Raw genomic sequence first — 13,150 nt, forward strand, 5'->3', positions numbered from 1 at the left:
CCTAGAGCCTCGACCGCGCCGCGTGCAGCGCGGCCCAATGTGGCGCCTTGCGTTTGCTCACCACGGTTTCCAGATATCGCCGCAGTTTCTCCAGATCCTCGGCATTGTCCTTCACCGCGGCGCCCGCGAGGCAATCGATCACGTCGCCCGGATGCGGCGCGCCGTCGCCGAGGAATGCCGCCCGGACGCCGACGGCGTGCGCGACGGAGACCGCCTCGGCCGTGGAGAGGACGGTCGAGAGGCGCTCGACGGGCTGACCGTCCGCAGAGACGCCCGTGCGTAGCTCGCGGAACGTGGTGACGAGGACTTCGAGCACCGGCTCGGGCAAGGTCATTTTTACGCCCGAGGCGTCGAGCAGGCGCGTGGATTCGCGGCGGACGAGGTCGATTTCGGCCGCGAGGTCGCCGATGGGGAAGAGGGTTTCGAAGTTGAAACGGCGCTTGAGCGCCGCGCTCATTTCATTGACGCCGCGGTCGCGGGTGTTCGCCGTGGCGATGATGTTGAACCCTTCCCGCGCGAAGACCACGCCTTGCTCGCCGAGCTCGGGGATCGTGAGGACGCGGTCCGAGAGGATCGAAAGGAGCCCGTCCTGCACCTCGGCCGGGCATCGCGTGATTTCCTCGAATCGTACGACCTTTCCTTCTCGCATGCCCGTGAGCACGGGGCCGGGGACGAGCGCGCGTTCGCCCGGGCCCTCGGCGAGGAGCAAAGCGTAATTCCACGAATGCTTGATCTGGTCCTCGCTCGTGGCCGCGCTGCCTTGCACCGTGAGCGTCGATTGCCCGGAGATCCCCGCGGCGAGCAGCTCCGAGAGCCAGCTCTTCGCCGTGCCCGGCTCGCCGATGAGCAAGAGCCCTCGCGAGGTCGCGAGCGAGACCATGGCCCGATCGATCACCGCTGAATGGCCCACGAATTTCGGCTTGATGTCGCGCGCCGGATCGCCGAGCACGAATGCACGCACCGCGCGTGGCGAGAGCTTCCACCCGGGCGGGCGAGGGCCCGTGTCCTCCGCGGCGAGCCGCGCGAGCTCGTCCTTGAAATGCAGCTCCGCCGGGGCGCGCTGCAGGCCTGCCTGTTTCTTTTTCACGAGGCGCTCCCGAGCTGCATGAGGTCCCGCACGAGCTCCGAGAACACGATGGGCGAGAGCTCGCCGAGCTTGGAGCCGTCGCGGTTTTTCGAGGCATACACCTCGCCGATCTCCTGCTTCGGCTCCGTCATCTGCATGTCGGCGCCGATGCCGGTGCGGAGGGCCAGCGTGGCCACGACGCCGCCGGGCAAACGCTTTTCCATGTCCCAGATCCAGCCGGCGTCCTGCGGCTCTCCCTTGCGCCAGCCGCGCTCGACGAGGCCGAGGAGCTTGCCCACGGGGACGAACTGCCCCGCGCGGCGCTTGATCGAGTTGTCTTTCGCCTCCGCGTCGGTCGGGGCATACGTGTCGCGGCCGATCTGCGGGAAGGGCTGAAGAATGCCGTAATCGCCGAGGATCTGGCCGAACGCCGCGCGTGTCGCGTCCGGGAGCGCGAGCGGGTGGACGATTCCGATGAACGCGCCGTCCGGCAAATCGAAGGCCGCGTCGTCGGCGTCGGCGAGCGAGCTGTCCTCGGCGACGCGGAAGGCATTCAGGTATTTGCCCTCCTCGGTATAAACACCCCAGATGAGCCGCCGCACGAGGTGGACGAGCAGCGGGTGTTCGAGGAAGAGCGCGCGGAACGAGCCGACCTCCCAGCGCCGCTCGGCGCACATCGCGAGCTCGAGCCGCGTGATCTGGTTCTGGGCGATCGCCTTGACGTCCTTCTTGAGCGTCTTCCAGGTGGTATCCGCCTCTTTCGCCTTCGCCGCGTCGTCCGATTTGCCCGGCTTCGGCAGATCCGAGAGGGTTTTTCCGGACCCATCCACGACGTACGGCTTCAAAGCCTCGTCGAACCCGACGCGGAATTGCCGCGGGCCGAAATCGAGCGTGCGCGAGCCGTCCTCGTCGAGGTCGAGGTCGGGCACGAGCCGATCGGCGAGCTCGTCGGCGGAGAGGCCGCGGTTTTGCGCGACCTCGTCCATTTTCTCGCGCGCCTTCTCCTGGAGGCCCTTGAACTTCACCTTCTGCGCGACGCCGTTGAGGTGCATCAGCGCGAGGTCGGAGCCGATACGCGCGAGGATGTCGAGGCCCGAGACGGCGCGCGCCTGGAGGTTTTCCCCGGGCCAGGCGCGAATGAGCGGCGTGAGCTTGCGCGCGACGTTGTCGCCGCCGAGCAATGCGAGCTGCTGAAACCCCCACGCCTCCTTGGAAGGACCCCCGGCGCGCTGCCATTCGTTGAAGAGCGCCCAGGAGAACTCCTCCAGCGAGGCGGGATCACAGACGGCAAACACGTCTTCGAGGCCGGCATACACGTTGTCTGCCGTGGAGATCGCCAGCATGACCAGGAGGGCCTCGACGGCGGATCGCGGCAAGCCCTTGGCCCGGCCCGCGAGGAGGACCGTTGGCAAAACCTCGGGCTTGGCCCAATCGCCGATCTTCGGGAGTTTCGCGGGGAACCGGTCACGCGGGTCCGTGGAGAGGACGGCCTTCACGGCGGCCTCGACCTCGTCGCCATAGGATTCGGCGACCTCGCGGACGATCTCGCCGTGGCCCTTTTTGACCAGGAATCGGACCGCTTCCTCCGCGCGCTCGCGCGCCTGCGATTGAGGCCCGATGGCCGCGGGGATGAGGCCGACGGCCGCGGCCTTCGGGAATTTCGAGAACCAGCGCTCCGCGTGTTTGCGCGCGGATTTCACGGTGCGCGCGTGGGCAAAAAAGCTCGCGAGCTGCGGGGACTCGACGACGTCGGCGAGGGCGGATGCGAAATGCGCGGCATTGCTGGAGGCAATGCGGGGATACCCGCCGATCGCGTCGACACCGAGGACCACGAGGGGGACGAGCAGGCCGTAGCCGGCGTCCCACGCCTTCGCGGGCCACTCTGCAAAGGCGCGTTTCACGTCCGCGTCCGAGAGCTCGCTCATCCTGCCCGAGACGTACTTGCCGGCCCAGCGTAGGCCCAGGTTTTCGGAGGCCTCCTCGAAGGACGACTTCGTGTGTTTCCGCGTCTGCTCCCGGTCCGCTTTCGCCTGCGAGAGGACCCCGTAGGCGTCGTGCAGCACCTCGGGATAAGGCTGCATCGCGACGCGCACGACGACGGACTGCGCGGTGGACCACCGGCCCGAGATCCAGGGTGGATCCAGGAGAATGCGGGGCAATTCGGCAGGGGAGGCCTCGGGCCGCGGGGCCATTTTTTCGCGGAGCTTTTGAATGGCCGTGCGCGCGGCGGGACGAAGATCGACCTTGTCGGCGAGGCCCGGGTGCGCGCGGTCGAGCCCGAGGAACACGGACGCGGCCCGGTCCCCGATCGTCGAGGCCGCGGCGATCGCGTCCGCGAGCGGGGCGACGGCGAGCGCGGGGTTTTTCGCGAGCCACGCTTCGGCGACCAGGGCGACTTCGCGCTTCTGTGCGAGCTGCGAGACCATGAGCGAAGCCGTCTCGGGCCCGCGGACGTGCGCCGCGACCTGGAGACCTTCGGCGATGGAGGCGGGGTAATCGGCGCTGTCGCAATGGATCCGGCAGACCGGGACCACGTCCGCGCCGCAGAGGTCGAGGAGCGTCCAGAGGAACGACCCGAGGTAGCTGCCCGAGAACGACATCGCGACCGTCTTTTTCGCGAGCTTGAGGAGGATCGGGCGCGAATAGGCGTAATGGAAGTCCGGCTTGATGCCGTCCTTGTCCCACGAGGGCCGGACGTACCCCTCGACGTGCCCGTCGCAGGCGAGCCAGTCCTCGCCGAGCGCGTCCGCGAGCGGCGTGTGGTCGGGGATCAGCGAGAGGGCGAGGCGCTTCTGCCAGTACGAGAGCGTGGGCCAGCGCGTCGTGATGGCCAGGACGAGGGCGGCGTAGGTGTCGTCGGGCAGGTTTTGCGTGTAAAACGCGAATTTCGAGATTCCGTTCGTCCCGAGCTCGAAGGGCCCGATGCTCTCCTTGTACAGGAGGAACCCGCTGAACTCCTTCGCCTCCTTGTTGCGGATCTGGTACGGCCACGGGTCGAGCCGGACGCGCATCATCGCGAGGGTCGCGTCGAGGAGCCACCCCGGGCCGTCTTTCGCGATCGAGGCATCGGCGAGCGCGCGGAGGAGGGGAACCGCGGGCGTGCCGAACGGCACGTCGAGCAATTGGTCGAGCGTGGCGGCGGCGAGCGGCGAGAGCGGCGCGGGGCCCTTGCCTTCGAGCCACGCGCGCGCCTCGCGAATGGCCGGCGCGAGCTCGGCGGGAATCTCCATCTGATCCCAGGGGCAAAACGGCGCCCATGCGGCCCACGCCTTCTGCACGGCCTCCCAGGGCTCGGCCGCGAGCTCCTCGGCCGTAGGCCTCAGAAGCCCTTTGCGATGGGGTATGCGCGCGTTCGGATGGATGTCCTCGGCTTTCGGGGTGTCGATGACGACAGGCGCCGCGGTCGTGGCAGGTGTTGCAATTTCGTCCGCGGCCGGCTGCGGGGCGCTCGCCGCTTTCGGGGCCGGGGCCGGGGCCAGGCTGGGCTGCGCAGGCGCTGCGGCGGCCGCAGCAGCTTTTTTGGGGGCGGGGGGCGGAGCCGCCGACGCGTCCGGGGCCGCGACTTCGACGTATCCCTTTTTGGTCTTCTCGGCGACGAGCTTGTCGTGCTCGGCCTGCGCCTTTTGTTCGCTCGGAAAATCCTTGACCTGGCTTTGACCGGCGGTGCCGATCTTCCCCCACTGGATCGAGAGCTGCGATCCATCACGCTCGATCTGCCAGAACTTCTTCGAAGACCCTTCGACGAACTCGAACCGACGCATGGCGCGGGAGGCTACCACGCGCGCCGCGAGCGATGGTAGAACCTCCCGCGATGCGCCGCCTCGCGAACGTCGCCCTCGCCCTCGCCCTCGCCCTCGCCCTCGGCACGCTCACGGGAGGGGCCGCGCGCGCAGACGCCCCCGCGAAGCCCGCCACAGTCGCCGACGACGAGGCGATCGAAAAGGACGTCGAGGCTTTTTACGCCGCGGGGAAGTACGGCGAGGCGCTCGCGGCGGCGCAGAAGCTCGTGGCGGTGCGCGAGCAGAAATTCGGCAAGGAGCACCCGAAGACGGGCTCGGCGCTCTCCGATCTCGGCGCGATGTACCTCGCGCAGGGCGATTTCCCGAAGGCCGAGGGGTTTTTGCGGCGCGCGGTCGAGATCCTCGAAGCGTCGAAAGGGCCCGACGATTTGCTCGCCACGGCCCTCGGCAACCTCGGCACGCTGCTCAAGAAAAAGGGCGACACGAAGGGCGCCGAGAAGGCCTACGAGCGCGCCGTCGCCCTCGAAGAGAAAGGCGGCGCGCCGCGCGAATCGGCCCTCGGGACGGTGCTCGCGAATCTCGCCGGGCTTTACATGGCGACCGGCAGATTGCCCCAGGCGGAGAAGCTCTATTTGCGGGCGATCGCCCTCCACGAGAAGAATGGCCCCGAGCGTTCGCTGCTCATCGACGTCGGTAGCCTCGGGGCGCTCTATCGAGGCATGGGCCGCTACGACAAGGCCGCCGACCAGTACAACCGCGCCCTGCCGCTCGCCGAGCGTGTGCACGGGACGAACCACCCCGACGTGGGGCGGCTCTACCACAACATCGCGATCTTCTTGACGGGGTCGAACCAGATGGACCTCGCCGAGCAGCATTATCAAAAAGCCGAGGCGATCCTCACGAAGACGCTCGGGCCCCGGCACCCCGATCTCGCCCCGGTCTACAGCGACTGGGCGCTTTTACGGACGCGGGTCGACTGGAAGCGGGCCATCGGCCTCTACGAGAAGGCGCTCGATATCGAGGAGCAATGGCTGGAGAACGCGCTCGTCGGCGGCTCCGAAGAGGACAAGACGCTGTATGCGGCGCGCCTCGAGACGGTCATGGATCGGGTCGTCTCGTTCGAGTTCGCAGGCAATGGAATGGGTCGGCAGGAGGTCGCGCGGATGGCCCTCGGCGCAGTGTTGCGCAACAAGGCGCGCGTGCTCGAAGCGTCGGCCGCGCACATGGGCGCGCTTCGCGAGCGCATGAGCCCCGAGGACCGCCAATTGCTGGACGACCTCGCCCGGGTGCGCGGCGCATACGCAGCCGCCATGACGCGGGGGCCGCGCGGAATGACCGTGGCCGAGCACAACGCCGAGACGGATCGGCTCCGCGCGGAAGCGGACGCGATCGAGGCCCGGATCGCCGAGCACAGCGCCGGGTATCGCCGCGCAAAGGCGAAGGTGACGGTCGAGGCCGTCGCCGCGCGGATTCCCAAGGACGCCGTGCTCATGGAGTTCGTGCGGTATCAGCCGCGGAGCACGCATTTCTACAGCGCGGCTAGCGAGAAGCTCGGCGGCCCGAAGTACATGGCCTACGTGCTCTGGCCGGACGGGAAGATCTTCCACCACATCGTGCCGGTCAGCGCGGCCGAGGTCGAACAGAAGGTCGGCATCATTCGCAGCGGCCTTTCGGACCCGGGCGCGAAGTTCCGCGACGCCGGGACGCAGCTCGCGCTTTTGCACGACGTGCTCTTCTGGCAGGTCAGCGGAGAGCTCGGCGGGGTGAAGCACGTGCTCCTCTCGCCCGACGCGGCGCTCGCGCTGGTGCCGTTCGGCGCGCTGATCGGTCGGGACAACCAGTATTTGATCTCCAAATATTCATTCACGTACCTGTCGACGGGGCGTGATCTCTTGCGGCTCGGCGCGGGCGGGGCGAAGCGATCGGCGCCGCTGCTCGTGGCGAACCCCGATTACGATGCGCCGGGCGAGGCGGGGGCGACGGCGCTGCCGGAGGTGCCGAAAACCGCGCTGCCCACGATTGCACGGGTGAAGTTCACGCCGCTGCCGGGAACGGCGGAGGAGGCGCAGGCGATCCGGGCCCTCATGCCCGATCCGTCCGTGAGGCTCGAACGCGTCGCGACGGAGACGGCGCTCAAGCAAGTCTCCTCGCCGCGGATCCTGCACGTCGCGACGCACGGGTTTTTCCTGGGCGACGACGGCACGGCCGGGCAAGGAAGGACGCGCGGGCTCGAGCTCGAAGTTCCGCCCCAGAATCTGCCGCAGGTCGCTTCGGAGGTGGATGGGCGGAAGCTGCCCGTGCCGCACCCGATGTTTCTCTCGGGCATCGCGCTCGCCGGCGCGAACGTGCGCAAAGGGCAGGCCGACGACGGGATCCTCACGGCCTACGAGGCGTCATCGTTGGACCTCCAAGGAACGGAGCTCGTCGTGCTGAGCGCATGCGAGACGGGCCGCGGCGAAAAGGCCGGGAGCGAAGGCCTGCGGGGGCTGCGTCGCGCGCTCGTGCTCGCCGGATCCGAGACGCAGGTGATGAGCCTGTGGCAGGTCGACGACGAGGCGACGCGCGACCTGATGACGAGCTACTACCAGAAGCTCTTTCGCGAAGGAAAAGGGCGCGCCGAGGCGATGCGCGAATCGCAGATCCAGATGCTCCAGCGGCCGGAATACAACCACCCGTACTTCTGGGCGAGCTTCATCGTGTCCGGCGCGTGGGGGCCGCTCGAAGGGGTGAAGCCCGCGAAGGTGGAAGTCCCGGCGCGCGGCGTCGTTCCGCCGGGCGGGGCGCGGGGCTGCGGATGCGAGGTCGCGGGGACGAACGAGGGGACGCAGGCAGCCGGGGCCGGTGTTCTGGCGCTCGTCGCGCTCGCGGCCGCGCGCCGCATTCGTGTGGCTCGCGCGCGAGGGCAGCGATAAGCTCGGTCCCATGTCGCGAAGGCTCTCCGGCATGGGGGACGTCGATCCCCTCGCCGTACCTCTCCCGCATGGGACGGAGGTGACGACCCGCGTGGATCGGACGCTCGGCGAGCGCCTGGTCCCGCAAGGCGCGCTCGGACGTGTGGTCGGATCCGGAGAGGGATTTTTTGATGTCCTCGTCGTCGGCGTGGGGACCGTGCGTTATTCGCGCGAGGAGCTCGTGCCGCGCAAGGTCGGGCAGGTGCGGTACGCGCGGCGGCGCGAGGACGCGTGGTCGGCGCTCCTTCCGTGCGTGGTGATCGACGCGGTCGTCGGGTCGCGGACGTGGGGTTTGTCGGACGAGAACTCCGACGAGGATCGGCGCGGCGTGTTCGTCTTGCCGTTCCCGTTCACGACCGGGCTCGTCGAGCCTCCGCAGGACCTCGTGTCGGAGGACGGCAGCCGCACGTACTGGGAGATGGGCAAAGCGATCCGGCAGGCGCTCCGGGCCGATCCGAACACGCTGGAAATGCTGTTCGCGGCCGCGTCGCAGCCGGCGAGCGAGAAGGATCCGATGGGCCGATGGCTCATCGAGGCGCGCGACGCGTTCGTCTCGGTGGAGATCCACGCGAGCTTCGGGCGGTACGCGCTCTCGCAGCTCTCGCGCCTGTCGCACGACACGCGCCTCGCGGAGCATCGCGCGATCGTGCTCGGCTGGCTGCGCGAGGATCCGACGCTCGGCCTCGACGAGGCGGCGGCGCGGCTCGCGAAGGAGACGGAGATCGTGGCGCCGACGCCCGAGGACGTGATCCTCCGCGCGCGCGAGTACCTGAAGCAGCTCTATCGCTCGATGGCCGATCAGGGCCTGCTCGAAGGGCGCGAGTGGACGGCGCTCGCCGCGTACGCGCGCGCGGGTGATGGGTCTTCGTTGCCTTCGCCGCGCGAGCTCCGGCCGAAGAATGCCTACAACCTGGTGCGCCTCATCGATCTGTCGATCCGATGGCTGCGGACGGGCGAGCCGGAGCTTCGCGTGAGGGACGAGCTCCGGCCCGTGCTGCTCGACATCAAGAAGGGGCGCGTGCCGCTCGCGGAGGTGATCCGGCTGGCCGAGTCGCTCACGCCGGAGCTCGAAGCGGCGCGGCGGGAGAGCAAGCTGCCGCGGCGCGCGGACGTGCGGCGGGCCGAGGTCGCGCTGCGCCGGGTCCGCGAGGAGGCCGCGCGGAGGTTTTTCGAGGGCAGGGAGGGGCCCTTCGGCAAGGACGCGCCGCCCGCACCGGAGGCGCGATGGGACGAATGAGGGACCAATGACGAAGGAGAAGGGTGAGCAGGCGCTCGCGCTCGCGATGCATTTCGACGTTTTGCCCGACGCGCAGGCGAAGGTGGCCCGCGGCGTGCTGGAAGAAGAGGGAAAAGCTCGCGAGCACCTCGTCGTGCTCCTGAGCGGCGCGCACGCATACGGGTTCGCCTCGCCTGACAGCGATCTCGATCTGAAGGCGGTGCACGTGGTGTCGACGTCGCTCCTCGTGGGCCTCGAAATGGCGCCGGCCGCGCGGGATCGCATGGAGGTGATCGAGGGGGTGGAGATCGATTACACCTCGAACGAGATCGGCCCCGTGCTCGCCGGGATCCTCGGGGGAAATGGCAATTACGTGGAGCGGATCCTCGGCGCGCCCGCGCTCGTCACGAGCCCGCTGCTCGAAGGGTTGCGCCCGCTCGTGCGCGCGGCGCTGTCGCGGCGCGTGTTCCGGCATTACGCGGGGTTCGCCCAGAACCAGCGCAAGGCGGCCGAGGAGGAGGGCGGGACGACGGCGAAGCGCGTGCTCTACGTGCTACGCACCGCGCTGACCGGGACGCACATGCTGCGCGCGGGCGAGGTGGTGACGGACGTGGCGAGGCTGTTCCCCGAATACGGGTTCGAGGAGGCGAACGCGCTCGTCACGATGAAGCGCGCCGGGGAACGCACGAAGCTGTCCGCGAAGGAAGCGAAGCGATTCCGCGAATGCCTCGACCGGGCGATGCGTATGCTCGAAGAGGCGCGCGGCAAATCGGTCCTGCCCGAGACGCCTTCGGACGAGGCGTTCCGCGCGCTCTCGGGCTGGCTCATCGCGCTTCGGAAAGAGCGATTCTGAGGCGCCTCAGCCGCGCGCCTTTCCCACCCGCACGAGCCGCCCCGGCCGCGCCCCCGTGAATCGACCGTTCTCCACGATGACCTCGCCGGCCACGAGCGTCGCGACGTAGCCCTCCGCCTGCTGCATGAGGCGCTGCCCGCCGGCCGGCAGGTCACGCTGCATGAAGGGGGAACGGAGGCGCAAATTGTCGAAATCGACGATGTTGATGTCCGCCCGTTGCCCCGGCTTCAAGGTGCCGCGATCGTCGAGGCCGAGGAACCGCGCGGTGTCGTGCGCCTGCATTTTCACGAGGCGCTCCACGGGGATTTTTCCTTCGGCCCGGTCGCGGGCCCAGTGCGTGAGCAAGAACGTCGGAAAGCTCGCGTCGCAAATGGTGCCGACGTGCGCGCCGCCGTCGCCGAGGCCCGGCAGCGAGAGCGGATGCATGAGCATGCGGCGCACCACCTCGAGGTTCATTTCGGTGTAGTTGTAGAGCGGGAAATAAAGGAGCGCGCGGCCGTCCTGTTCGAGCATCGCGTCGTAGATGACCGAGAGCAGCGGCAAACCCCCGCGCGACGCGTCGCCCGCGAGGCTCGTGAGCCCGGAAGGCTCGTAATTCGGCGATTCGCCGAGCCGGAAGAGGCGCATCGCCACGAGGAGCGGGTTTGCCAGGAAAAAGTCCGCGAGCGGAGGCAAGGGGCTGCCGTCGCCCGCGACCTTTCCGCTCTTCTCCGAGAGGAGCCGGGCGCGGAAAGCGGGATCTCGCATCTGCGCGACACGCGCGTCGAGCGGCAAGGAGGCGATTTCCTTGTAGCTCGGAAAGCCCATGAAGGGGTGGAACGTGGCCGTGAGGCCGAGCAAGACGCCGATGGGGCGCGCCGCGACCTGGCAACGAATGTCCATGCCGGCGAGGGCGGCCCGCTCGGCGCGCTCGTAAATGCGCTCCCATTGGCGCGGGGCGTGGTCGCGTTGCATCGTGGAGACGCTGAGCGGGCGGCCGGAGGCCTCGGCCATCCGTTCGAGCAGGTCGAACTCGGCCGAGAAAGCCTCCTCGCCGCGGAACATGTCGAAATCGCTGACGGCCTGGACGACGCCGTGTGAGAGGCCCGAAAAGGCGCGGGCGATGCCGGTGAGCTCGTCCCCGCGGGCCTCGGAGCCGGGGGTCGGTTTGCCCCGGGCGCTCCTGTGGTTGTCGGTGCGGCCCGTGGAGAAGCCGGCCGCGCCGGCGAGGAGGGCCTCGCGGAGGAGCGCGCGCATCGATTCGATGTCGGACGCGGTCGCGCTCTCCTCGGCGACGGCGCGCTCGCCCATCACGTACACGCGCAGGGCGTCGTGCGGGACCTGGCAGACGAAATCGATCGCGCGGCGGCGCTTTTCGAGGACGTCCATGTACTCCGGAAAGCTCTCCCAGCCCCAGGTGAGGCCCTCGGCGAGGGCGCTGCCCGGGATGTCCTCGACGCCCTCCATGAGCTCGATGAGCTTTTCGTGGTCGCTCGGCCGCACGGGCGCGAATCCGACGCCGCAATTGCCCATCACGCAGGTCGTGACCCCGTGGAGCGACGAGGGCGCGAGCTCCTCGTCCCACGAGATCTGGCCGTCGTAGTGCGTGTGGATGTCCAAAAAGCCCGGGATCACCAGGGCGCCGTGGGCCGAGATCGTGCGCGCGGCGCTCTCGGGGCAGTCGCCGACAGAGGCGATCTTGCCGTCCTTGATGCCGATATCGCCGGAGGAGCGCGGCGCGCCCGTGCCGTCGACGAGGGTGCCACCCACGATCTTGACGTCGTACATGGCGCCGATCATCGGCCGAAGCCCGAGGCCCTGGCAAGGGCATTCGGACCCGGCGCGCACGGGGCGCGTCGCGGACGGTGGAGCCGTGGGGGAGCGAGGGGTCGGCCTCGCTCCCCGGCGCCCCGCTTTTTATCGGCCGCGGATGCGGTCGACGAACTCGACGCGGATCTGCGGGTTGTGGCTGCCGCGCGGGATGCGGTCGGGCACGACGATCGCGTAATCGGGGTGATCCCATTGCGACCGTTCGGTCCAGGCGCTCGACGTCACGCCGAATCGATCGCCCTGCCATTTGCCCTTGAGGTCGTAGGTGTACTCGCGCGAGTCCTCGATCGTGCCCACGAAATTGCGATCGTCGACGTGCGGGCTCGCAAGGAAGAGCCAGGTGCGGACATGCGCGACGCCGCTGTCGTCGTCGTCCTTCTCGACCCGCGTGATCGCCTTCCACGCCGGCTCGTTCCACACCTCGGGGCCCGCGTCCTCGTCGATGATGAAGGCCCGCTTGCGACCGATGAGCTCGGTCTCTATGACTCGGTGCAGCTCGTGGGGCCGGACGTCTTCGTAGACATCGTCCCATTCGCCGTCGAATCGGGTGCCGACGAACGTGAGCGGTGGGACTTTCTCGTACGTCTTGAGGAGAAGCGCTTTCAAGTCGGCGACCGAGAACGTCACCTCGCCTTGCGTCACGGGGCGCGTCGGCTCGGGCTCGAGGATCGACGCGAGGGCCCAGGCGTCACAGAGCCCCGACCACGAGGCCGCGCGCGGCTGGTAGAGCTCCTTGCGCTCGTAGGCCGCGGCCGACGTGCGCGTATTGCCGACCTTCTCCGCCCACACGTCGTATTTTTCGAGCGTCGAGGCCTCGCCGTTTTTCCCCTGGAACAGGGTGTCCTCCCAGAGCGGATACCACCAGGACGACCAAGGTTTTTTCGTCGCTTCCGCCGTGCGTTCTCCCTTCTCGACCCAGAAGAGGGGCTGCCCCGCCACCGAGCCGCCGCCGGTGCCGCCGCCGCCGGTGCCGCCGGTGCCGCTGCCGCCGGTGCCGCTGCCGCCGGTGCCGCTGCCGCCGGTGCCACTTCCGCCTGCGCCTCCACCGCCGCCGCTTCCGCCGCCACCTCCGTTTCCGCCGGTGTTGTCCGGACAATCCCCCGCCAGCTCGCAATCGGGTTCACCGCCGCCGGAGGTCGTGGTGCCGCCGATGCCGCAACCGGCGCCTACGAGGCCGATCACGAGGATGGTCGAGGTCGTCACGATGCGAATCGCCATGAGCCGTCTCCTTGGATGTTTGTCCCGGAATGCTCAGGGGATTTTTGAAAAGGCCAGGCGGCCGAGCCACGCGGCCCGGCCGCCTGACGAGCGCGCTCACTTCATGTCAGCGCGACTTGGTTACCGCGACTTGCGGCCGCCCGCGAGGCCCGGGAGCGCCGGGAGCTGCCCGCCGATGCCCGGACGCGCGCCGCCGATCCCCACCTGCCCGCCCGGCTGCGCCGGCTGCACGCCGCCCGGCTGCGCGCCGCCCGGCTGCGCCGGCTGCGCGCCGCCCGGCTGCGCGCCACCCGGCTG

Annotated in this window: 7 protein-coding genes; 3 read left to right on the forward strand and 4 right to left on the reverse strand. The window is 69.1% G+C overall.

The genetic code is table 11. The features are described 5' to 3' along the window. Nucleotide 1 precedes the first annotated feature (1 nt). Nucleotides 2-1,087 carry an AAA family ATPase gene (locus QHF84_RS45215; protein ID WP_281319832.1) on the reverse strand — a complete coding sequence of 362 codons (1,086 nt, stop codon included), beginning with the start codon at nucleotides 1,085-1,087 and terminating at the stop codon, nucleotides 2-4. After that, on the reverse strand, nucleotides 1,084-4,827 hold the full coding sequence (locus QHF84_RS45220; protein WP_281319833.1) for a DUF4132 domain-containing protein: 3,744 nt from the start codon (nucleotides 4,825-4,827) through the stop codon (nucleotides 1,084-1,086). The genes QHF84_RS45215 and QHF84_RS45220 overlap by 4 nt, the downstream gene beginning before the upstream one ends. 50 nt (nucleotides 4,828-4,877) lie before the next feature. On the opposite strand from QHF84_RS45220, the gene QHF84_RS45225 reads away from it, so the two are divergent. From QHF84_RS45225 to QHF84_RS45235, 3 genes are read left to right on the forward strand one after another with little or no spacing between them, the layout of a single operon-like run. After that, nucleotides 4,878-7,718: a CHAT domain-containing tetratricopeptide repeat protein gene (locus QHF84_RS45225; protein ID WP_281319834.1), complete on the forward strand. Its 2,841-nt coding sequence runs from the start codon at nucleotides 4,878-4,880 to the stop codon at nucleotides 7,716-7,718. A gap of 10 nt (nucleotides 7,719-7,728) precedes the next feature. After that, nucleotides 7,729-8,994: a nucleotidyltransferase domain-containing protein gene (locus QHF84_RS45230; protein ID WP_281319835.1), complete on the forward strand. Its 1,266-nt coding sequence runs from the start codon at nucleotides 7,729-7,731 to the stop codon at nucleotides 8,992-8,994. Nucleotides 8,995-9,001: 7 nt separating this feature from the next. Continuing rightward, the gene (locus QHF84_RS45235; RefSeq protein ID WP_281319836.1) at nucleotides 9,002-9,826 is read left to right on the forward strand and encodes a nucleotidyltransferase domain-containing protein; all 825 of its coding nucleotides are present in this window, start codon (nucleotides 9,002-9,004) and stop codon (nucleotides 9,824-9,826) included. A 6-nt stretch (nucleotides 9,827-9,832) separates the two neighbouring features. On the opposite strand, the gene QHF84_RS45240 is transcribed toward QHF84_RS45235, so the two are convergent. Next, a complete protein-coding gene (locus QHF84_RS45240; protein WP_281319837.1) occupies nucleotides 9,833-11,593 on the reverse strand; it encodes an amidohydrolase family protein in 1,761 nt (586 codons plus the stop codon). A 129-nt stretch (nucleotides 11,594-11,722) separates the two neighbouring features. After that, a complete protein-coding gene (locus QHF84_RS45245; protein WP_281319838.1) occupies nucleotides 11,723-12,853 on the reverse strand; it encodes a hypothetical protein in 1,131 nt (376 codons plus the stop codon). Between the last annotated feature and the right edge of the window lie 297 nt (nucleotides 12,854-13,150).

This window comes from Polyangium sp. y55x31 (assembly GCF_029946505.1).
Classification (GTDB): Bacteria; Myxococcota_A; Polyangia; order Polyangiales; family Polyangiaceae; genus Polyangium.

Coding starts and splice junctions, on each gene's coding strand:
- QHF84_RS45220 (WP_281319833.1), bottom strand. CDS start 4,827: ATGCGTCGGTTCGAGTTCGTCGAAGGGTCTTCGAAGAAGTTCTGGCAG.
- QHF84_RS45225 (WP_281319834.1), top strand. CDS start 4,878: ATGCGCCGCCTCGCGAACGTCGCCCTCGCCCTCGCCCTCGCCCTCGCC.
- QHF84_RS45230 (WP_281319835.1), top strand. CDS start 7,729: ATGTCGCGAAGGCTCTCCGGCATGGGGGACGTCGATCCCCTCGCCGTA.
- QHF84_RS45235 (WP_281319836.1), top strand. CDS start 9,002: ATGACGAAGGAGAAGGGTGAGCAGGCGCTCGCGCTCGCGATGCATTTC.
- QHF84_RS45240 (WP_281319837.1), bottom strand. CDS start 11,593: ATGTACGACGTCAAGATCGTGGGTGGCACCCTCGTCGACGGCACGGGC.
- QHF84_RS45245 (WP_281319838.1), bottom strand. CDS start 12,853: ATGGCGATTCGCATCGTGACGACCTCGACCATCCTCGTGATCGGCCTC.